This is a genomic window from Daejeonella sp., from assembly GCF_030684675.1.
Lineage (GTDB): Bacteria > Bacteroidota > Bacteroidia > Sphingobacteriales > Sphingobacteriaceae > Daejeonella.
On sequence record NZ_JAUXXZ010000021.1, the window covers coordinates 1 to 21,675 of the forward strand.

Sequence of the window (21,675 nt, forward strand, 5' to 3'; positions counted from 1 at the left end):
CAAACGCTTAAAGGTTTCATTAAAATAACGCACCTTGCGTTGCTGAACTGTTAATCTTTCATATTCACTGACTGTTGCCATCTCATTTTGGTTTATTGTTTATAAACCTCTATTTTCGGTCAACATATTCAGGCAAGGACACAACTCTCCGCCCGATAGCTATCGGTGTCCTTGCCAACTGTCAACTGTCAATTGTCAACTTTTCTCCATCTCCCTCGCACTTTCCTCAACCTTCCGTTTAAGTTCTTCCTTGTAATCCAGAAGTCTTTGAGATAGAGCAGAATCAGATGTGCCTAAGATCTGAGCAGCAAGTATTCCTGCATTTTTAGCTGCATTTAAAGCAACTGTGGCAACAGGAATACCATTTGGCATCTGAAGTATTGACAGGATTGAATCCCAGCCATCGATAGAATTACTTGATTTTACCGGTACTCCAATTACTGGAAGCTGTGTGATGGAAGCAACCATACCGGGTAGGTGGGCAGCCCCGCCGGCACCTGCAATGATTACCTTTAAGCCTCTGTCAGATGCAGTTCTTGCATATTCAAACATCCGTTCCGGAGTGCGATGGGCCGAAACAACAGTAATTTCAAACTGAACTTTAAGCTCTTTTAATACATCTGCTGCATCCTGCATAACACCCAGATCAGACTTGCTGCCCATAATAATGCCGACTTTAATCGCTTCAATTGCCATGTTATTTTATCGATATAATGCTGTATATAAATAACTTATGTAAGTTATTTAACTTTTTACTTTAATTTTATTTTGAACAAATCTAGCCTTTTCAATAGCTTTCTGCCGGTCATCATCCATAATAGTGACATGCCCCATTTTTCGGAAAGGCTTAGTAAATTTCTTACCGTATAAATGGATATAGACTCCTTCCAGTTCAAGCACTTCATGCAATCCTTCGTATTCTGCTGCCCCTTCATATCCCTTTTCTCCCAACAGATTAATCATTACTGAATTACTTATTGCCCTTGTGTCACCGGGAGGCAGGTTAAATATTGCTCTTAACAATTGCTCATATTGGGAGGTGAAATTACCCTCTATGCTTTGATGGCCGCTGTTATGTGGGCGTGGTGCAATTTCATTTACCAGAATATCGCCTTTCTTTGTAAAGAACAATTCAACAGCCAGGATGCCTACAATTTTTAAATTATCAGCGATCTTTATTGCCAGCTGATCAGCCTTCTGAAGTATTTCAAAATCCAGAGTAGAGGGGGAGATTAGAAATTCAACCAGGTTTGCTTCTGCATTGAACTCCATTTCTACACAAGGAAATGTTTTTATTTCACCGTCTTCATTTCTGGAAACAATTACAGATAGTTCTTTGTCAAAATCAATGAGTTCTTCGATCAGGAATGGTTCTTCGAATGCTTTCTCAAGATCTGAAGCTGATTTTATCGTTTTTACACCCCTGCCATCATAACCATCCCTGCGAAGCTTTTGAACATATGGAAATGGAATCTTTGCAGAGATTAGCTCCTGCTTATTACCAAATACCTGAAATGGAGCTGAAGGAATATCATTTTCTTTAAAGAACTGTTTTTGGATTCCTTTATCCTGTATAAGTCTGATTACCCTGGATTGGGGATAAACAGTTAAACCCTCTTTCTCAAGCTTTTCAAGAGCATCAACATTTACTTTTTCAATCTCTATGGTTAAAATATCAACCTCTTTCCCGAAATTATAAACCGCTTCAAAATCAGTTGATGATCCATGGACAAATTTCCTGCACAGATCCTTGCATGGAGCCTCTTTGTCGGGATCCATAACATAGGTAGTAATGTTATAATTTATTGATTCCTGAATAAGCATGCGCCCCAGTTGGCCGCCACCAAGTATTCCAAGCTTAAGGTCTCCGTAAAATGCTTTCATATTGCTGCAAGTTTAGGCGAAATCTGTGAGATTATCCAATTTTGGGTAGGTTTCATTTCCTGAAAGGAGACTATAAAATATCATTTTTAGAATGGAGATTGATTTATTAGCCGAAATCAGCTATTTAAGAGGCTCTCCTGCTCAATTTTCTTTTGCAGCTCAAGTATTGCCCCAATCAGTGCTTCGGGCCTTGGGGGGCACCCCTGAACGTATACATCAACGGGTATGATTCTGTCAACACCTTTTACCACATGATATCCATGCTGCCAGTAAGGACCTCCGCAATTGGAACATGAACCCATAGAGATTACATATTTTGGTTCCGGCATTTGTTCGTAAAGACGTTTAATGCGTTCAGCCATTTTAAATGTTACGGTACCCGCAATAATAATAACATCTGATTGCCTTGGCGAAGGACGTGGAAATACTCCAAAACGATCCAGGTCGTAGGTAGATGCCATGGAACCCATCATTTCTATTGCACAACATGCTATACCAAAGCTCATTGGCCAGAGTGATGATAATCTAGCCCAATTAAGCAAATCATCAACCTTCACAAGCATTACTGAACCGGTATCGTTTTTCATTTCTAAACTCACAAGGCAGGTCTTTTAAATTTGGGGATAAATCCTGGTTTAATTGATGATAAAGGGGATTCAGTCAGTACTTTTTCTGGCATTGGAATCTCAGAATCAATACTAAATAATTTTGTTTGATAGGTTTCAGCATTCAAAGCTTTGTATGCTGAAGGTGGGATCTTCGAAGGCGAAATAGGTGAATATTGTTCAGGCCTGATCCAGTTCAGGTCACCCTTTTTCCAAACATATACCAATCCGATCAATAAAATACCTACAAAAATGAACATCTCAATCAGGCTTAACCAACCCCAATAAGGATCTATATTAATTAATTCCTGCTGACTGAAAACAGTAGCCCATGGAAAAATAAAGGCTAATTCCACATCAAAAAGCAGGAAAACCAATGCTATAACATAGAAACGAGAATTAAATTGTATCCAGGAATTTCCTACTGGTTCTTCACCGCACTCATAGGAAGCCAATTTTTCGGGATTAGGCTTTTTAAGTGCGACAAGCTTTCCCATAAAAAATGTAAAGAGCACGAATAAAACACCCATGATCAGGTAGATAAATATCTTGCCGAACTCGCTTAACTGAGAAGTTTCATCCATTGATCAAAATTAAGAATAATTGAATTAAAGTATTCAAACGGTTTGTTATTTCTCAATTAATTATCATTAATTGTGGATAAGCTTTTTTTGAAATGAGAATAGATAGCATCAAATTCGCAGGGAATATCTGATTGAATATGACTTTAAATAAATATAAAAAGATTGCTGATGAACTGTCAGTGACTGAGAAGCAGGTGAAAGTAACCATTGAACTGCTGGATGAGGGAGGAACGGTGCCTTTTATCGCAAGGTACCGTAAGGAAGCAACAGGGAGCCTTGACGAGGTGCAGATTGCGGCTATTCGCGATAGAAAGCAGCAGCTTGAGGAGCTTGATAAACGCAGGGAAGCGATTCTAAAATCTATGAAAGAACTTGAAAAACTGACTCCGGAGCTTGAAAAGCAAATTATGGAAGCTGAAACCATGACTATCCTGGAGGATATTTATCTTCCGTTTAAGCCAAAACGTAAGACCAAAGCATCTGCTGCGAGAGAAAAGGGTTTGCAAGGTTTGGCAGATTTCATAATGAACCAGAATAGCGCAGATCTGGATACGGAAGCCTCAAAATACATTAATGAGGAGCTGGGAGTATTGAATACGGAGGACGCACTGAGCGGGGCAAGGGATATTGTGGCTGAGTTTATGGCAGAGCAGCCTGAACTTCGCAGCCGAATGCGTGAACTGTTCATACAGGCAGGTATATTTCATTCTAAGTTGATTAAAGGGAAGGAAATTGAGGGGCAGAAATACAAAGACTATTTCGATTGGACAGAGCCTGTAAAAACCGCACCTTCCCATCGGGTATTAGCTTTAAGAAGAGCCGAGAAGGAAATTATTCTCACACTGGATATCGAAGTACCTGAAGAAAATGCGATCAGAATCCTGGAAGACTTATTTGTAAAGGGGGCTAACCCATTATCAGAGCAAGTTTTACAGGCTGCTGCCGATGCATATAAACGTCTGATCAAGCCTTCCATGGAAACAGAGATCCGATTAATGACCAAAAAGCAGGCAGATATAGAAGCAATACGGGTTTTTGCAGATAATGCCCGCCAATTGTTGTTAGCCGCACCCGTTGGCCAGAAACGTATAATGGCTATCGACCCTGGTTTCAGGACAGGTTGTAAGCTTGTTTGCCTCGATGATCAGGGACAGTTAATTGAGAATACTAATATTTATCCTCATAATGGAGCTGAAGCCGCTAAGGAAGCGGCAAAAACTATAAAATTTCTGGTCGAAAAGTATAGAATTGAGGCTATTGCTATTGGAAACGGTACTGCTGGCAGAGAAACTGAAACTTTTGTTAGATCATTACAATTAACTGATATTGTTGTAGTTATGGTTAATGAGAGTGGTGCTTCAATTTATTCAGCATCAGATGTTGCGCGTGAAGAGTTTCCGGATAAGGATATTACTGTTAGGGGAGCCGTTTCTATTGGCCGTCGTTTAATGGATCCTCTGGCTGAGCTGGTAAAGATCGATCCAAAATCGATCGGAGTCGGACAATATCAGCACGATGTAGATCAGAATCAATTACAATCCTCACTGGATGATACTGTAATCAGTTGTGTGAATTCGATCGGAGTGGAATTGAATACTGCTTCAAAGCAGATTCTGGCTTATATTTCAGGGCTTGGTCCGCAACTGGCACAAAATATTGTCGAATACCGCAATAAGAATGGTGCGTTTAAAAGAAGATCCGAACTGAGGCAAATTCCGCGACTTGGAGACAAGGCATTTGAGCAGGCAGCAGGGTTTTTGCGTATCAGGAATGCTGAACATCCGCTTGATAGCAGTGCGGTTCATCCTGAACGCTATGGGCTTGTTGAACAAATGGCTAAAGATCTGAATTGCAAAGTTGAAGACCTGATGATAGATGAACAGCTTCGTCAAAGAATTAAATTGCAGAATTACGTCAGCGAAACTGTTGGTTTGCCTACCCTAAATGATATTGTAAAGGAATTGGCAAAGCCAGGTCTTGACCCGAGGGAACAATTTGAAGCCTTTAGTTTTTCTGATGGAATCAATGCAATTACCGACCTTCATGTCGGGATGACTTTACCCGGAATTATTACAAATATCACAGCTTTTGGTGCTTTTGTTGATATTGGTGTTCACCAGGATGGACTTGTACACCTGAGTCAGATGGCCGATAAATTCATTAAAGATCCAAATGAAGTGGTCAAGGTAAGTCAGAAGGTGATGGTTAGAGTAACGGAGGTGGATGTGAACAGAAAGCGTATTGCACTTTCAATGAAATCGGAGAACAGACCTGAATCAAAGCCAAAACCTAATCCGAAGCCAGCACCTGCAAATTTAGTGAAAAAGCCAAGGGAGAAAGAAATTGCTCCGGAAACCGATATCGCAATCAAATTGGCTGCCTTAAAGAATAAATTTTCCTGAGGATATCCGTTTATATTTACTGCCTGAATGAGTATAGGAGATAATTTTGATGCTGTAATTATTGGTGGTGGTGCCTGCGGACTAATGTGTGCCGTTCAGGCAGGATATCTGGGCAAAAGGACCCTTATTCTTGAGAAGAATGAAAAAATTGGAGCGAAAATCCTCATTTCAGGCGGTGGCCGCTGCAATTATACAAATCTATACGCAGCCGAATCTAACTTTATATCCGGGAATCCGCATTTCTGTAAGTCAGCTTTTTCGCAGTTTACAGTGGATGACACCATTGCTTTCTTTGAGGCAAATGGCATTTTTGGAAAGGAAAAAACATTGGGACAGTTATTCCCAGTTAGCAATAATGCAAAAGATATTGTGCGGGTTTTTGAATCCCTTTGTACTGATCTCGAGCAACAAATTATTTGCAATGCAGAAGTAAAGGAGGTTTTGAAGACGGAAGAAGGGGATTTTAAAATCAGTTATTCCAGGGCGGGGAAATTAAAAGAGATCAGGGTACCAAAGGTGGTAATTTCAGCAGGCGGACTTCCTATCCAAAAAATGGGTGCAACTGATTTCGGACTCAGGGTAGCAAGGCAATTCGGACTAAAGATTACCGAAACAGCGCCTGCACTCGTGCCGCTGACCATTACCGGCAAAGATGCTGAATGGTATACTCAGCTTTCTGGGAATTCGATATTCAGCAGGGTTTCTAGTGATCGGATCAGTTTTGAGGAAAATATATTGTTTACCCATTGGGGCTTAAGTGGTCCGGCTATCCTTCAGATTTCGTCTTACTGGCGGCCTGGAGAACATATTTCGATCGATCTGCTGCCCATTGATAGTATTGCAGAGCTTATTCAGGCCCAGAAGTTAATCAATGGCCGTAAAACCCTTTCAGGATTATTGTCCGACCTATTCACAAAGAAATTTTCAGATGCACTTTCAAAATTTTTACCTGTTGAAAAAAATCTGGCAACCCTGACTAAGGAAGATATTCAGAAAATTGATCAATATATTCATCATTTTGATGTGAAACCTGCAGGTGATAAAGGTTATGATAAAGCCGAGGTGATGAGGGGAGGAGTGGCTACCGATGAACTATCCTCCAAAACGCTGGAAGCTAAAAAGGTACCCGGTTTATTTTTTGGCGGTGAATGTGTTGATGTAACGGGGTGGCTGGGTGGTTATAACTTTCAATGGGCATGGTCGGGTGGATTTGTTATTGCGCAGAATATATAAAGCAGCTTTGTTGTCCTTTATATCTAATATTACTTTCATAACAAATATTTTATTGATTTAGCTAACGCATATGTACAGATTTATACATTTCTCTTTTTTATAAATTTAATTGAAATTGTTAATTAGTGCTTATTTATCTGGGCGGATATGTATACATCAATTTACCTTTTAGTGTTGACTATTCTGTCTTTCATAAAATTGAACTCCATATCCTCTAAGTCCCTATTCGAATCTAAGCCGGGTATGATATAATCTGGAATTACTCCCGTCCCATCACATTTGCCACATGCGAGCAAAAGACGTTTAGACGAGATGGCACATTTAAGTTTAGTATTGGGCAACTGCACACCAACCCAATCTGCAGTAAAACATGTTAGCTCACCAGTTTCTTGTCCGACAATCGTTGCTATATTGTAACATTTAAGTGCAGCAGCGAAGCATGCTGCAGACGAATATGTTTTATACCTATTAATAGATAAATTTCCCCTTCAAAGCGCAATAGATTGTCAGTTGGTTTCAGAGGTTCAAAGTTCTGAGTTAAAAATGTTCCATTTATGGATGTCATCATCTCTTTTCTCATAGCGTTCTTCTATCACGTACTACTGTTAAACCCAGACTAATTGAGGTTTAACTAGCGCCTATTCTCCGCAATCAACAACATGGTTTTTTACATCGGCACCTTGATCATAAACCAGCGAGGAGCCTAAATGACCCACATAGACCAAATAGCCCGTTCCGGCTAGCATCAGTAACACAACCATATAACGGAGAAGTAGAACGAGCTTACCAGTTAAGATATTAAAGTGCAGCATCAAATTTAAGATTGATGCTGCACTAAAGAAATAGGCCATGGTATAGGCGGCTATTTCATGCGCTTTAAGGACTGTTGGATCACATATTTTTCTGGCAACTGCACTTTCCGAAATATCACCCGTATAAATGCTTATCCAGGCAGCAACAGACCCTGTGTAAAGAAGGAATGCTCCGCAGTTTTTAAGAAACAACTCCTTATCACCTTTTAGTATTAACGCTACTACAAACAGGATAGTCGCAAAGCTTAAGAACGCCACAGGAAAATGAACAGAAAGCGGATGCCAGTTGTCTATACGCCAAAAGTCCTGTTCTGCCATTACTCAATAATATTAACAGAAACAGGATCTAAACGCTTACCCACTTTTTTCACTTCAACTTCAACAGTTTTGTCTTTCGCCAGTTCGCTAAACTGTGCTTCAGCGCCATTTTTTGTAAGCTTTGTTGAATCTGTGAAATACAGTTCAAGTTTTTTTCCATCGGCAATGACATAAATTTCACGATTGTCAGCCTCAACCTTGTCAATTTTTCCCGTGTAAGATCCTGACTCTACAACATCCGTTTTTGATTCACAGGCTGTGAAGAAAAACAGTACCGAAGCAATGGTAAGTAATTTGATAGTTTTCATTTTGTTAAGTTTGATATGGTACATAATTGTGATAATTCAATGTGGTATTAAAGTTTGACCTGCAAAGTAAGATAAAAAGTTCGATTGTCAGAGGGGAGAATACCCGGCCCCGGATAACCTGTCGCGCGGCGGGTAAAATAAAATTGGTTGGCCAGGTTATTTATATTCCCTTCAATTTTAAATCGCTTGAATTGATAGGAGATTCCGGCATCCATTATTGAATACGAGGGGATCAGGCCAACTACTGCCGACACTCCTCCGTCAATCGCATTTGTGGCTTCGGTATATTGATCTGAGAGATAGGTGTACTGAAAGGATCCTTTAAGGTTTTTGTATCCAAATCGCATGCCCGTCTTAAAATTCACTCCGGGCACAAATTCTACTTCCTTACCTTTCACACCGGGAATCTGGCTTTTCCTGTAATCTGATTTTATCAAAGCGAGATTGGAAAAGACAACCGCACTCCAGTTTTTTTCTTCAGGATATGCGAGCCGCCAAATATCAGCTTCGCCATAGGATTCTATACCCATTATTATCGCCTGACCGATGTTTGTCCGCTGCCGCAGTACACGATTACTGGAATCATAATATTGAACCTCGCCTATCCTGTTATCGTAATTTAGATAAAATGCACTTACATCATAGCTGTAAAACGAAGTCTGTTCACTTCGGACTCCAAGATCAACAGAATAACCTTTTTCATCGCTCAAATTGGGGTCTATGGTAGCGGAAGGATTTGCCGTACGCATATCGCTGAAAGTGATAGACCTGTAATTCTGAGAGATGTTGCTGTAAATATTTATGTTGTACCCCGGTTTATAGCTTATTCCGACACCGCCGATCAGAAAGCGGCGCGGACTACTACGCGTTTCATTGGTCCTGACATTACTTATAACGTTGCCTGCGAGATCGTAGCTTATTGTTGAGTAAAAGCCTTCAGCCCTGGTGCTGATGATTTCGTATCTCAGGCCGGGTGTAACAGAGAGTTTTGGGCTGAGATTAAAAATATTCTCGACAAAAAATGAAAGATTTCTATTAGGAAATTCATAGTTGTTAGCAGTGAACTGATCGGGATTGACAAAATCGAAATCTGCACCTTTCCCCTTACTTCCTTGGCCTTGAACACTGTGATTGAACCCATGGTAATATCTTGTCCCAAATAATGCTACCGAAGGATATTTTCCGATAGGGTATCTTTTTAAATAGCGGCCTTCCGCACCCCAGTTTAAGAAGTCTCCCTTAATCAAATCGCGTTCGCTATTGTCGTCTATGGTAGCCACGCGGTTCGGTCTGAACCCAACAGAGTACCGGTTGGCAGATAGCCCGAATAATCTGACATTGATTTCATTGGCCGGATTGACCTTATGGTCGAAATGCAGCGCAAATAGGTTCCAGTTTACGCTAAACCAATTTCTTTGGCGGTTGCTTTGCCGGGGATCGGCCTGAAACATGTCATCAGTTAAACCACCCGGCTGTTGAGCCAGATAGTTCATATGCGTTATATCCATACCAATTGCAGTTTTCGTGTCCAGCCGATAGTTTACATGAGCATATAAAGTTGTACTATTAAAGTCCGTATTTGGACGCCAGCCTTCTCCCGCCTTGTATTGAGCAAACGTATAGTAGCTCAATTTATTTAATTTCCCACTGGCACTTAGGAATGAACTGCTGAATCCGTATGAGCCCAAACTTTGCCGTGCAACAAGCTCCAGTTTCTTGTCGACAGTTGGCTTTTTCATAATGAAATTGATTAGCCCGCCAAATTGCGTTCCATATTGGAGGGATGACGCACCCCTTACGATCTGAATTTGTCCCACAGCTTCAATAGGAGGTGTATAATAGCTTTCAGGATAACCGAGCGCATCAGCGCTGATATCGTATCCGTTCTGCCGGACATTGAAATTAGAGGAACGGTTTGGATCTAATCCTCTGCCGCCGATGCTAAGCTGTAAGCCCGCGCCTTCGTTTTCGTAAATATTTAGCCCGGCAACGCGCGAATACACCTGCCGTGCGTTGTTGGTCGCCAGGTTAGCAACGAGCTGGTCAGGAATAATCACTTCGGATTTTTTACCTTCATATATCCCCATATCCTGTACTGCACGAAGGTGCCCGAAGCCAAAATCATTTTTTTTCTCACTTATAACAACTTCGGCAAGCAGTTTTGTTTGATAACTAAGAATCATGGTGATAGCGGATGTGCTGGAATCAACGGTCACCACTTTTTCTTGTGGATCGTGCAGTGGAGAAACGGCAAGCAAAACATAAGTGCCACTCCTGACAGCTTGAAATTCAAACTCTCCATTTGCGTTTGTCCATGTTTTACTCTTGTTATCATTGAGGTAGACTTCGCAGTCTTGTAAAGCCGTGCTATCCCTTGAAGAGATAACTCTTCCTCTTAGGGTATATTGAGCTGAAGCCGAAAGGGCTAAGCAAAAAAATAATATCGTATTAAAAACCTTTAATTTCATCGTTTAATGGTAAGATCCATGCTTTTGGATAAAGTGACTCTTCTTGTTGAGCCAGATCGGTTTCGGAACTTATCATAGCTCTGCCTCGCCGGCCATTAAGGGCTACGTAAGAGTCGATATACACCTGCGGAGATCTGAATCCAAGTTTTTTATAATGATCCCGTAATATGTGGGCATATTGGAGGATCATATCCGGCTGGGTTGACATCATCTTTTCCTGTAGTACCGTCAGGAAGTCATTGTTGTTAACCACCACAAATTTACCCCTTGAATCTTTAACAGTAAACTGAGCGTAGCCAGCTTTCTCCATCAGCATAACTCGCCAGGAAAACCGATATCCTTCTTCAGTCCAGAACAATTCACCGGGATAAAGCAAATATCTCAGCGGCAGGAACAGCTGTACGATAAAGAACAATGATAATACAGAAAGTAAAACACGGTTTATTTGCGGCGGGAAACGAAATTGCCTGGTTGTATTGATAACATCACCGGGTAATCTCAGCATAGTGTTAATGGACAGTATAATCTTCTTATGCAGATCTTCGGGGAAAAATATAAGAGCCGTAATAATCATGATGTAGGGGAACATGCCGATCGGGAATAAAAGAGCAGTCAGGCCATGGAAAACCACTACGGTAACATATGACCACAAACGGGTTTTGCGATTCCATAACAAAAAGCCAATGCTCAGGTCATACAAACACCCCGCCCAGCTAAAAAGAAAATGAACCCATGAGTAATTAAAAAGAACGCCGATAACCGGCATATCATTACGTGCAGGTAGCCATATTTTTAACGGGAGGGCTTCAAAAAGCCAGTCGCTGTTTAGCTTAGCCAGCCCCGAAAAGAAATACAATAAACAGACCATCAATTTAATCGAATCAGGGCACCATTGCGGAATATAACCTGAATTAATGCGCTTATCGCGATAAGCATCGACAGAGAAATAATGATGTGCGGGTAAAAAGATCATCAGCAGGAGCACCATACTTATGAAGTAATAATGGTTCAGATAAGTACTCTTATCGATAAGCTCGATGTAGGTGAAGCTGAGGAATAGCGTTGATATGGCAATACGGTATAAAAATCCCAGGGCAACAAATAATGCAGATAATCCGCAAATGAAAAAAAGCAGATAGGTATATTCCCCCAATGGCTTAACAAACTCAAAACCATAAAAAGTGAAATAATACCGGGGCTGTATGTATAGGAGCTCAATCCAGCCCTTAGTCCAAAACCTGATAATACTTAAAAAGATCATAAATCCGGTAGCTATTCTGAAGACAGCAAGGGGGGCGGCAGAGGTAAGCTTCTGAAAATAATCTTTCACTGTTTTCACGGTTTATCTAGTCTCCGTCATTGTCAGTGTAGGAAATTGTAATACTCATTGCGGATGTCATATCCACTTTTAGGAGCCTTACCGCTTTTTGCATTTCTTTGTATACATTGACCATAGCCTGATTATCGGTCTTAACCTGGTTGTACAGATTTGGGGATAAGAGATTAAGTTTTTGGTTAATTACCTGGAACTGGGCATTTAATACCTGGGTTAATGAGGTTCCTGTACTGCTGTCTTTGGCTGTCAGACCGTCAAGGTAACTTTTTAATGAAGGCCCTTCAATTCCTGTAGTCGCACTTTTGCCGTTGAAAAAATCAATCGTTGCCTGCGCAGCTGTTTTCGCCAGAACAAGAGAGATATCCTTTTTGTAAAATGCTTCTACTTTTTCGGCAGCTACAACGCCGTTGAGCGTGGCGCCTGAGGGAATACCAAATTTTCCTGAGCGGATAAAACGTTCGAAATTCAGCACGTAGCTATTCACCAATACAGAAGTTGATGAACTTGCGTCAATACCTGTGTTATTTATAAACTCGTTGCGGTAAGTTGTAATCCAGGCTGTATTTACTTTTGTAAAAACAGTATTCATCCTATTGGTGATCAGTTTTATATAATCAATCCTTTTAGCCGCATTAGCATCTGTGGTGTAAAAAGATAGAATTGCCTGATCAGTTGTTCCCAAACCATTTAAAAGATAATCCAGCGCCGGAAATCCCTGGGTAGGAAAAGAGGCGGGCACGTCCAGGTTAGCATTGGCACCGGTAGCAATATTGGCAGCGATACCAGTTTCACTCGCTGGATATATATTGAAGTATGACCTGATAGCTTGAACCTGCCCCGGACCGAAATCAAAAAGCTCTACTTTTTGCCATTCGGTATAAGCATCTGCCCACGCTGTTCTAAACTCTACGAGAGAAGCATTGTTAGGCGCAGTGGTAAAGTCATTGGATTTGGTTAACATCAGCTCAAACTTTACCTTGAACTTTCCGTAGGCTGGAATAACCATATTATCGGCAATATTCGTTAGGATAGCTTTCCTATCAAGGGATTTTTGATCAACTGGATGCTCAGGAGATGGAGATGGATCTCCTTTTTTCGAACAAGCATAAACTGCCACAATCAGCAGGATAGATAAGAACACAGCTAACTTTTTCCCTTTAAAAAATTCCATGATTGCAAATATAAAAAGGGTTAACACAATTTGTGTTAACCCATGGTTAATAATGAGTGCCCTACTATAATTTAAACTTTGCTTTAATAGCTGCATTGGCAGACGCTATTTTAGCAGGTGTTATATCCCAGAACCCACCGGTGGCTGAGATCAGGTTTGTTATAATACCATCAGAAAATGCGGCATCTGCACCGTTTACTGAAGCAAATCTTAGGGAGTAGATAAATCCGACGCCTTCACCTATATCATGGGCTCTGTCGGCGTCATTAGTTCTTGTACCCCATTTTTCCAAATATCCTACTGCAGCAGCAGCAATAGTTGCTTCAAGCTGGGTTCTGATGAAGGCGGCTTGCGCTTTTAATTCCGTCATATCATTGTTAACTATTGCAGCCCGGCCTTTTAAGAAGGCTGGATAGATTTTTGCGTAATTTGTTTTATTGTATTCCCATACGTAGGACCCTAAGCCGAACTCAGTTGTGCCGCGAACAGCATCGGTAGATCCAGCAAGGAATATAGGGCTGGGAGTGAGTAGAGAATAGGCCTCGTCCCAATTTTGCTCCAATTGAGTATAATTCTTACCGCTTAATATAATGGAATTGTCTGCCTCAAGTCCCTTAGTCAGCAGTACGTTGCTGATGTAGTCCAATTGAAGCGATCCAATCATTGATTTTTGAATGATCTGGACAGTTTCTATTCCTTTGGAGTCGACCAGGCGCGTGCCCAGTTTTCCAGCTTTGCCTTTCTCTGCCACGGCCGAGTTAGACTGGCTGATTGTTGCCATTGCTGCAAATTCTGCGTCTAGTTTAGCACGAACGGCATCTGCTTCAGCTGTTGATTTGGAAGAAGCTATAATATTACGCAATTGTACACCAGAACTATTTAAAGCAACATAGGTGCCCGTAAACGGACTTCCTGTGTTGGCTAACATATTTTTTAAAACATTAGCATCTATGGTGGTAGTTGTAGCTGTCCCGGCATAGGTATTAATTGCCTGGAAGATCTTAAATCTATTTCCTCCTGTTGTAAAGTCGACCGTAGTAGCATTCTTTGAATCCACAAATGCCGTAGAATAATTTGTAGCAGCCGTTAATTTTGCATAGTCAAATGTAGGACGCAGGTTGGGTTTTACGTCATTATCTTTTTTACATGAAACAATTGAAACTGCCAGTAAGGCAAAGAATCCGGCATTTTTGAATTTAGTTAATAGTATATTCATTCTATGTTTATTTAGATTAATTATAAACAAAGGTATTCCTGGACTCGCATATATCCAAATAAATCTGAAAAATATTTTTCAAAGCAGTTTTTTTCAGCTTTAACATAATCTTCGTATCCTTATGTAAGTTTCCTGAAATTATACGTGTACTACCCCGAAGGCTTATAGTCGCCATTTAAAATAAGTTGAAGCCGAGTGCATCAAGTCAATTTCCATACTAAATGCCAACCAAGCCTTTGCCATCTTCAACTAAAGTTTTATACCATGAACTGACTTTCCCTTATTAAACTGAAATAATAGAACTTGCTTATAAGGCTTTTTAGGGATTGGGGATTGAGCAAGATCGAATTCTTTTAGATTATTGGCCCTTGCTTTCGGCAGTAGCGGGACATTCACCGGGATCTGCGTCTTTTGCCGGAAGGTTTTGATCAATAGTTCAACATCCGGACCGGTTATGAGCCGGTTCTCTGTCATGCTGCTCACGTCAACGTAGGCAAGTCCGGTATAGCAACTGAAAACAAAAATGTCCCGTACATAACTAATTCGGTCTATTTCGAATGCTTTTCTTTTCAGTGCTGCCAGCTCGTTTTCAGTAAGGAAATCGTTTTCAACCTTATTGTACTTGAACTTATAATTTCTGAACGGATCACTGCCCAGCCATTCAAGCCGCACGGCCAGGCTGGTCATTTTACGGAGACGGATCAGGTGTTTCGTCACCCCATTGTTATTCATGGGTCACTGATGGTCTATAGGCTTATGATTCCGCAGAAATATTTTCAAAGTCTATAATAAACTTGTAATTAATCTCATGAGGAAAGATATCCTTTTTACGGAATTGCTTTAGCAAAAATCTCTGAAGGTAACTCTGAGTAACAAAATAATGTTTAAGAGTGCTTTTTAATCACATTCCGGATGAGTGAAAATATAAGTCTCAACATTGCCCTGTGGAATTGTATAGCTTTCTGACCTGCTCATTTGCCACCAGAATAAATTTCTTGCTTTTTCACGACTGATGGTTTCATTCATAGTTTCGGTATCATAAATGCGGCCATTGATGATCACATATTTGATTTTTTCGGTATTTCTGATGTCGTCGAGTGGATTTGCATCCAGAATAAGCATATCAGCCAGTTTTCCGGTCTCCAGTGAGCCGATCTCCTTTGCCATGCCTAAATGCTCTGCACCATTCAATGTGGCACTTCTGATTGCTTGCAGGGATGACATTCCTCCCTGGGCGAACATCCATAACTCCCAGTGTGCTCCAAGACCCTGAAGCTGCCCGTGTGCTCCAAGGTTTATTTTAGTCCCACCATCTGACAGTTCTTTCGCAGCTCTGGCAACCTTGATATGGCCATAATCTGCAAATTCGGATGTTGTTCTTCTTCTCGATCTTGAGTCGACAATATACCTTGGTGTATTACTCAGGAGTCGCTCATTTTCCCAGACATTGGTACGATCATACCAGTAATTTTCACCCGATTGAGAACCATAACTTACAATAAGGGTAGGGGTATATGATGTTGTGCTTTTGTTCCAAAGTGCCTTTACATCTTTAAATAAAGGAACCTGAGGTATATTATGTTCCAGACTTGTATGTCCATCCTGGATATGAGTCAGATTATGAAAGAAGGTAGATCCGCCTTCAGGAACAACCTCTAACTGTAATTCCCTTGCAGCCTGTATGATTTGCTGACGCTGATCCCGCCTAGGCTGATTGTATGATTTTACAGAAAAAGCACCAACAGCCTTCATTCTTCTTAGTGCTGATCGTGCATCTTCCAGACTATTCACAACAGTTTTAAAATCACCATCAGCACCATACAAAATGGTACCGGTGGAATAAACTCTTGGGCCAACCATAGCCCCTGTTCTGACCATATCTGCCTGACTAAATACCATTTCTGTATTTGCAGAAGGATCATGAGAAGTGGTAACTCCAAAGGCAAGATTAGCATAATAACTCCAGTCCTGCTGCGGACTTACCCCATCAGAGCTGGCTCTCAAATGACTGTGAACATCAATAATACCGGGCATAATGGTTTTGCCACTCGCGTCAATAACCCTGGCATCTGCAGGTAGGCTTACATTCGCTCCTATAGCTATTATTTTGTTTTTGTCGATCACAATTGTACCATTTTCAATGACTTCATCACCTTTCATCGTGATAATCCTGGCGTTGGTAATGGCAATTTTCCCTTCCGGAAGATCAGATTTTAAATGCAGATCAATATCTAATCCCAAAGTGTCAGATTTTGCTGTTTTTTCAGTACCTGCAAGGAAGCTGAAAGAACTATTGATATCCTTTGAAAAATATTTAGGACCCAGGGTCCAGTTTAATCGCTGTGAATCTTTGCTCCAGTGGATATAAGTTCCGGCGTCTTTACTAACTTTAGTAAGCGGCAATGATTTGTTATTAGATGAAAGATCCAATGCCATCCCGGTATTTGCAAAGGGAGTGATATAAACATTGAAGAGTTCAGTAAATGCTATCCATTTGCCATCAGGGCTCGGACTAAACGCATTTGCATAGGTTGAAGTGTAGTGAGTTTTGATATTTCCACCATTCAGATCCATGCTTTTCAGTGCTTTTTTGCCTGCTTCAGAACTTTGGAAGAATATACGGCTGTCATTTGTATTAAAACCTGGACGGATACCATTGTCCAAAATTAAACTTGGTGTTCCTCCGTTTGCCGGTATAATATAGATACCCGAATTTTTTCCGAATGCATACCCTAATACATCATTGCCTACCCCTTTTCTATAAACAATTTTATCTCCCTTGTTTGAGAATTTCGGACTGTAATAATAACCCTTTTCAGTACTGAGCTTCATAAACGAAGAGTCGGGTATACTATATTTCATGATTGATCCCCGGTTATCATCAGACCAGCTTACATAGACTAATGATTTGCCATCCGGGCTGAATTCAGGTTCAAATTCAAATTCATTTCCTGTAGAGATGCGTATTGGTTTACCATTTGGAAGATCCTTTAAATAGATATATCCGGCTGCATTGAAAGCGATTTTTTTTCCATCGGGTGATGTACTTAACTGACGGATCATTTTGACTAAAAATTCATCGTTAAATACCTTCTGTTCAAAATGAAGGGCCTCAGTGATTGTTTGATTAACACTTACTTCAAATGGGATTTCAGAAAGATATTGAGTCAATACCTCCAGTTTTCTGATTTTTCCCTCTGCATAAAAGATGATCTCCCTGCTATCAGGAGTCCAGGCGAAATTGGGATAGAGTCCAAAAATTGCCCATGCTTCCTGCTGATCATGGCTAAGGTCATCGTAAACCGACCATTCTTCACCTGTTTGTAGGTCCTGTATAAATAATTCGGTATTCAGCCGCACTCTTCTGACAAATGCAAGAAACTTTCCGTCTGGTGAAATTTGAGGACGCATTGCACCTCCGCTACCTCCCGCAACAGTTCCTATGGTGCCAGTTTCGCGATTGAGTCTACGGATATTATAAATTTCGCCGTTCGGGTCTTTGTTGTACTGGAATAAAGGACCAGGACTGACATCCTCAGAGAAATAAACGTATTTTCCATCAGGTGAAATTTCAGGTTCGCCGGCATCCTGCTGGTCATTTTTTCTTTTTGTTAACTGAACCCCTTCACCACCTCCGGCAATATGGTACATCCACATTTCTCCTGCACCCAAAGAACGACCGCTTGTGAAATGTTTTCTGGCTATCAAATATTCACTATCAGGAGTCCAGACGGCATTATTCAATAAGCGAAATGTTTCTTTGGTTATTGCACGCTTACCGGAACCGTCAGTATTCATGATCCAGATATTATCTCCACCATCTTTGTCGCTGGTATAGGAAATATATTTGCCATTAGGGCTAAATCGGGGTTGTACTTCTGAGGCCATACCACCTGCAAGCAATGTTGCTTTTCCCCCTGTTACCGGCATTTTATAGATGTCGCCAAGGAGGTCAAAAACGATCACCTGTCCATCCAGACTTAGATCAAGATTCATCCAGGTGCCTTCATTGGTCTGAAAGTTTAATGATTTTGACGGTCCTGTAGGTTTTTCAACATTCCATTTCGGATTTTGCTGTGCAGATAGCTGCGAGGCCAGCAAAGCTATTAATGTAACTATAAGTGCTCTCTTCATGTAATCGATCAATTGAACCCGCAATTTAGTAAATATTCATAGTTTTGAGTTTAACGCCTGTCAAATTGAGATTTCTTGATATTATTATGATAAATGATCTAAGGCCGAACAAACAAGGATGACCATTCAATCTATTCTTTCAAAATACTGGGGTTTTTCGACATTCAGGCCATTACAGGAGGATATTATTGAGTCGGTTCTGGAAGGTAAAGATACACTTGCCCTCATGCCCACAGGGGGGGGGAAGTCGCTGTGTTTCCAGGTTCCGGCACTTTTAAAACCTGGTATTTGTATTGTCGTTTCTCCATTGATTGCCTTGATGAAAGATCAGGTCGAGAATCTTAAAGACAAAGGTGTAAAGGCAATTGCAATCATTTCCGGAATGGGAAAAAGAGAGGTAGATATTGCACTGGATAATTGTATTTATGGGGATATTAAATTTCTATATCTTTCACCTGAAAGACTTCTATCAGACCTTGTCAGAGAGCGTATCAGGTATATGAAAGTCAATCTGATCGCAATAGACGAGGCGCATTGTATTTCCCAATGGGGTTATGATTTCAGACCACCTTACCTTCATCTAACTGAATTAAGGGATCTTCATCCTGGTATTCCTGTAATTGCACTTACTGCAACAGCTACTGAACGTGTTGCTGCAGATATACAGATAAAACTCAATTTTAAGAATGGACAGGTATTCAGGAAGTCGTTTGAACGCTTAAATCTGAGTTACTTGGTTTATAATGAGGAAAATAAGCTAAGAAAGCTGATCTCAATTGCAAAGAATGTAAAGGGTTCTGGTATTATTTACGTCAGAAACCGACGTGAAACACAGGAAGTTTCGAGACAGCTTAATCTTGAAGGTATTACCAGTGATTTTTATCATGCCGGTCTGGATACTCCTTTAAGGATGAAAAAGCAGTCTGCCTGGAAGAATTCTGAGATCAGGATTATGGTGGCTACCAATGCATTTGGAATGGGGATTGATAAAGCTGATGTTCGTTTTGTAATCCATCTTGATCTGCCCGAAAGCCTTGAAGCCTATTATCAGGAAGCAGGCAGGGGAGGTCGTGATGAGAAAAAGGCTTATGCGGTTTTACTCTATAATAATGCAGACAAGGATCTGCTAACAAAAAGACTGGACCAGCATTATCCTTCTATTGAAGAGATTAAGCAGGTCTACCATCATCTTGGAAATTATTATCAGCTTGCCTATGGGGCAGGCGAGGGTCTTTCTTTAGAATTTGATCTGGCAGATTTTTGCAACAGATTCAAGCTGGATCCGATAAGAACAATCCATGCTTTTAAATTTCTTGAGCATGATGATTATATAGCTTTGAGCGAGACCGTCTTTTTGCCCTCCAGGGTCCAGGTGATCTCAGCTCATGAGGATCTTTATCGCTTTCAGGTCGGTCAACCTGCATACGATCACTTTATTAAGGTTTTACTAAGATCTTATGCAGGTATTTTTGAGCAGTTGGTAGGTATAAAAGAAAGCGACCTAGCTAAAAGAGTAGGTATAAGCAGAACTGAAACAGAAAAAATATTAAGTAAACTACATGAGCTCCAAATAATTACTTACATACCACAAACAGATAAACCTCATCTTAGTTTTATTAAGCCCCGGGCCGACTCGCAGCATTTGCATATTGACAGAAAATATCATGCTGATCGCTTTCAGATTCATAAATCACAGGTTGAAGCTGTTCTGGCCTATTCCGAAAATCATAAATGCAGAAGTCAGCAATTACTCAACTATTTCAACGAAACCCATGCAAAGGTTTGCGGAGTGTGTGATGTTTGTATTGAAAATAAAAAGCTGACAAAGAATGATGGCCGGACTGATGAAATTATTAAGGAGATTTTGAATGAATTAAGCAAGAGCCCTTGCCATCTCGATCAGCTTATGGAGGCCATAACTGCGGGTAATTCTAATGAAAGACTTAAGGTGATCAGAATGCTGCTTGACGCCGGAACGATAAAAGTAAATGGGGAGTTTTATTATTTATAAGGTTGAAGGTTATCTTAAATATATGAGTAACCTTCCCTTGCCAGCACACAGGGCCTCCTCCGAAGGAGAGGGTGGCGTGGTGCCTAAGCAATAGATTTCATTGAAAACAAATTTTACTTAGGCGATTTGCCTCTGCGCCCAGTATCCCCCGCTGGCGGGGGAATAAAAGGGGGGGGTTGGAAAAAGGATTTTACTGAAATGAACAAGTCCTCCCCCTCCAAGCACACGGGGTCAAATGCGCCCCCCTCCAAAGGGGGATAGCGTGGTATATAGGGTATTTAAGTTCATTGAAAAAAGATTTTTCCAAGGTAATATGCCTTTGCGCACAAAATTAAGTCTCATAAAGAGAATAAAAAAGGGTACTTGAATTACTTTAATTTTCAAGGCTTATTTAAGTATATTGTAACATAATTATTGCCAATGTTGTCAAATAAAAAAAAGACCATGAAAAATTTTTCACTGAATTCAATTGCTTTTCTATCCGCAGGTATTCTTTTGTTGTCATCCTGCAGTGGATTTGATTGTATCAATGGCTCAGGTAATCAGGTTACAGAGAGTAGAGACATAGGGACATTCACTCAAGTTGAGACAAGTGGTTCTCTTAAGATTGTTCTCAGTCAGGATTCAACAAGTTCTGTCAGGATTTTAGCTGATGATAATATTCAGGAAGAGATTCAGACTAGGCTCAGCGGGAATACACTTAGAATTGATATTGATGGAAATTTTTGTGATGCAGGTCCGGTTACGATTTATTTAAGTTCAAAGGACTATCAAAAAATTGAGTCTTCAGGTTCTGTTGAAGTTTTGAGTGAAGGAAAATTGAACTTAAACGAGCTTGATCTGGATCTTCAGGGTTCATCAAAAGTGATGCTCGATCTGAACGTCAAATCATTAAAGACATCCTCAAGTGGATCCTCTGAAATTGTTTTGAAGGGGCAGGCAGGAAGTCATGATCTGGATATGACCGGATCCAGTTCTGTTGAAGCTCTTGACTTTGTGGTTGGAGAATACCGGATTAGCAGTACAGGGGCAAGCAAATCCAGCATTAATGTATTGAACTCACTTGAAGTTGATTCAAGGGGAGCCAGTGAAGTAGAGTATAAAGGAAAACCTTCTAAAATTGAAAAAGATAATTCAGGGGCTTCAGTAGTCAGAAGCATCAATTGATTCTTTAGCTATTCCAGTTTTATAAA

The 21,675-nt window shown here is 40.6% G+C and carries 16 protein-coding genes; 4 read left to right on the forward strand and 12 right to left on the reverse strand.

Annotation, left to right across the window (positions count from 1 at the left end; translation table 11 throughout):
* Window positions 1-195: 195 nt before the first annotated feature.
* The 4 genes from purE to Q8M41_RS03430 form a co-directional block, all read right to left on the reverse strand.
* The gene (gene purE, locus Q8M41_RS03415) at window positions 196-696 is read right to left on the reverse strand and encodes a 5-(carboxyamino)imidazole ribonucleotide mutase (RefSeq protein WP_305363841.1); all 501 of its coding nucleotides are present in this window, start codon (window positions 694-696) and stop codon (window positions 196-198) included.
* A 48-nt stretch (window positions 697-744) separates the two neighbouring features.
* The gene (locus tag Q8M41_RS03420; protein WP_305363842.1) at window positions 745-1,884 is read right to left on the reverse strand and encodes a 5-(carboxyamino)imidazole ribonucleotide synthase; all 1,140 of its coding nucleotides are present in this window, start codon (window positions 1,882-1,884) and stop codon (window positions 745-747) included.
* Between the two features lie 116 nt (window positions 1,885-2,000).
* On the reverse strand, window positions 2,001-2,471 hold the full coding sequence (locus Q8M41_RS03425; RefSeq protein ID WP_305363843.1) for an NADH-quinone oxidoreductase subunit B: 471 nt from the start codon (window positions 2,469-2,471) through the stop codon (window positions 2,001-2,003).
* A gap of 8 nt (window positions 2,472-2,479) precedes the next feature.
* Window positions 2,480-3,073, reverse strand: coding sequence for an NADH-quinone oxidoreductase subunit A (locus Q8M41_RS03430; RefSeq protein WP_305363844.1), 594 nt, complete (start codon window positions 3,071-3,073; stop codon window positions 2,480-2,482).
* A 137-nt stretch (window positions 3,074-3,210) separates the two neighbouring features.
* On the opposite strand from Q8M41_RS03430, the gene Q8M41_RS03435 reads away from it, so the two are divergent.
* Together Q8M41_RS03435 and Q8M41_RS03440 are read left to right on the forward strand one after the other, a co-directional pair.
* Window positions 3,211-5,475: a Tex family protein gene (locus tag Q8M41_RS03435; protein WP_305363845.1), complete on the forward strand. Its 2,265-nt coding sequence runs from the start codon at window positions 3,211-3,213 to the stop codon at window positions 5,473-5,475.
* A 27-nt stretch (window positions 5,476-5,502) separates the two neighbouring features.
* Window positions 5,503-6,708: an NAD(P)/FAD-dependent oxidoreductase gene (locus Q8M41_RS03440; protein WP_305363846.1), complete on the forward strand. Its 1,206-nt coding sequence runs from the start codon at window positions 5,503-5,505 to the stop codon at window positions 6,706-6,708.
* A gap of 638 nt (window positions 6,709-7,346) precedes the next feature.
* On the opposite strand, the gene Q8M41_RS03445 is transcribed toward Q8M41_RS03440, so the two are convergent.
* The 8 genes from Q8M41_RS03445 to Q8M41_RS03480 form a co-directional block, all read right to left on the reverse strand.
* Window positions 7,347-7,838: a DUF2231 domain-containing protein gene (locus Q8M41_RS03445; protein WP_305363847.1), complete on the reverse strand. Its 492-nt coding sequence runs from the start codon at window positions 7,836-7,838 to the stop codon at window positions 7,347-7,349.
* Window positions 7,838-8,146 carry a hypothetical protein gene (locus tag Q8M41_RS03450; protein WP_305363848.1) on the reverse strand — a complete coding sequence of 103 codons (309 nt, stop codon included), beginning with the start codon at window positions 8,144-8,146 and terminating at the stop codon, window positions 7,838-7,840. The genes Q8M41_RS03445 and Q8M41_RS03450 overlap by 1 nt, the downstream gene beginning before the upstream one ends.
* 47 nt (window positions 8,147-8,193) lie before the next feature.
* Window positions 8,194-10,614, reverse strand: coding sequence for a TonB-dependent receptor domain-containing protein (locus Q8M41_RS03455; RefSeq protein WP_305363849.1), 2,421 nt, complete (start codon window positions 10,612-10,614; stop codon window positions 8,194-8,196).
* Window positions 10,595-11,953 (reverse strand): HTTM domain-containing protein, encoded by a 1,359-nt coding sequence (locus Q8M41_RS03460; protein ID WP_305363850.1) that lies wholly within the window; start codon window positions 11,951-11,953, stop codon window positions 10,595-10,597. The genes Q8M41_RS03455 and Q8M41_RS03460 overlap by 20 nt, the downstream gene beginning before the upstream one ends.
* Before the next feature lie 7 nt (window positions 11,954-11,960).
* The gene (locus Q8M41_RS03465; protein WP_305363851.1) at window positions 11,961-13,121 is read right to left on the reverse strand and encodes an imelysin family protein; all 1,161 of its coding nucleotides are present in this window, start codon (window positions 13,119-13,121) and stop codon (window positions 11,961-11,963) included.
* A 64-nt stretch (window positions 13,122-13,185) separates the two neighbouring features.
* Window positions 13,186-14,337 carry a DUF4856 domain-containing protein gene (locus tag Q8M41_RS03470; protein ID WP_305363852.1) on the reverse strand — a complete coding sequence of 384 codons (1,152 nt, stop codon included), beginning with the start codon at window positions 14,335-14,337 and terminating at the stop codon, window positions 13,186-13,188.
* Between the two features lie 249 nt (window positions 14,338-14,586).
* Complete coding sequence (locus tag Q8M41_RS03475; protein ID WP_305363853.1) at window positions 14,587-15,069, reverse strand: hypothetical protein; 483 nt, start codon at window positions 15,067-15,069, stop codon at window positions 14,587-14,589.
* Window positions 15,070-15,234: 165 nt separating this feature from the next.
* Complete coding sequence (locus Q8M41_RS03480) at window positions 15,235-18,471, reverse strand: amidohydrolase family protein (protein ID WP_305363854.1); 3,237 nt, start codon at window positions 18,469-18,471, stop codon at window positions 15,235-15,237.
* Between the two features lie 118 nt (window positions 18,472-18,589).
* Between Q8M41_RS03480 and Q8M41_RS03485 the strand changes: the two genes are divergently transcribed.
* Together Q8M41_RS03485 and Q8M41_RS03490 are read left to right on the forward strand one after the other, a co-directional pair.
* A complete protein-coding gene (locus Q8M41_RS03485) occupies window positions 18,590-20,482 on the forward strand; it encodes an ATP-dependent DNA helicase RecQ (RefSeq protein WP_305363855.1) in 1,893 nt (630 codons plus the stop codon).
* Between the two features lie 444 nt (window positions 20,483-20,926).
* Entirely contained in the window at window positions 20,927-21,649 is a 723-nt protein-coding gene (locus Q8M41_RS03490; RefSeq protein WP_305363856.1) for a head GIN domain-containing protein, read from the forward strand.
* Window positions 21,650-21,675: the final 26 nt, after the last annotated feature.

What these genes read in the sequence shown, in the direction of transcription:
- purE (WP_305363841.1), bottom strand. Translation starts at nt 696, where the DNA reads ATGGCAATTGAAGCGATTAAAGTCGGCATTATTATGGGCAGCAAGTCT.
- Q8M41_RS03420 (WP_305363842.1), bottom strand. Translation starts at nt 1,884, where the DNA reads ATGAAAGCATTTTACGGAGACCTTAAGCTTGGAATACTTGGTGGCGGC.
- Q8M41_RS03425 (WP_305363843.1), bottom strand. Translation starts at nt 2,471, where the DNA reads ATGAAAAACGATACCGGTTCAGTAATGCTTGTGAAGGTTGATGATTTG.
- Q8M41_RS03430 (WP_305363844.1), bottom strand. Translation starts at nt 3,073, where the DNA reads ATGGATGAAACTTCTCAGTTAAGCGAGTTCGGCAAGATATTTATCTAC.
- Q8M41_RS03435 (WP_305363845.1), top strand. Translation starts at nt 3,211, where the DNA reads ATGACTTTAAATAAATATAAAAAGATTGCTGATGAACTGTCAGTGACT.
- Q8M41_RS03440 (WP_305363846.1), top strand. Translation starts at nt 5,503, where the DNA reads ATGAGTATAGGAGATAATTTTGATGCTGTAATTATTGGTGGTGGTGCC.
- Q8M41_RS03445 (WP_305363847.1), bottom strand. Translation starts at nt 7,838, where the DNA reads ATGGCAGAACAGGACTTTTGGCGTATAGACAACTGGCATCCGCTTTCT.
- Q8M41_RS03450 (WP_305363848.1), bottom strand. Translation starts at nt 8,146, where the DNA reads ATGAAAACTATCAAATTACTTACCATTGCTTCGGTACTGTTTTTCTTC.
- Q8M41_RS03455 (WP_305363849.1), bottom strand. Translation starts at nt 10,614, where the DNA reads ATGAAATTAAAGGTTTTTAATACGATATTATTTTTTTGCTTAGCCCTT.
- Q8M41_RS03465 (WP_305363851.1), bottom strand. Translation starts at nt 13,121, where the DNA reads ATGGAATTTTTTAAAGGGAAAAAGTTAGCTGTGTTCTTATCTATCCTG.
- Q8M41_RS03470 (WP_305363852.1), bottom strand. Translation starts at nt 14,337, where the DNA reads ATGAATATACTATTAACTAAATTCAAAAATGCCGGATTCTTTGCCTTA.
- Q8M41_RS03475 (WP_305363853.1), bottom strand. Translation starts at nt 15,069, where the DNA reads ATGAATAACAATGGGGTGACGAAACACCTGATCCGTCTCCGTAAAATG.
- Q8M41_RS03480 (WP_305363854.1), bottom strand. Translation starts at nt 18,471, where the DNA reads ATGAAGAGAGCACTTATAGTTACATTAATAGCTTTGCTGGCCTCGCAG.
- Q8M41_RS03485 (WP_305363855.1), top strand. Translation starts at nt 18,590, where the DNA reads ATGACCATTCAATCTATTCTTTCAAAATACTGGGGTTTTTCGACATTC.
- Q8M41_RS03490 (WP_305363856.1), top strand. Translation starts at nt 20,927, where the DNA reads ATGAAAAATTTTTCACTGAATTCAATTGCTTTTCTATCCGCAGGTATT.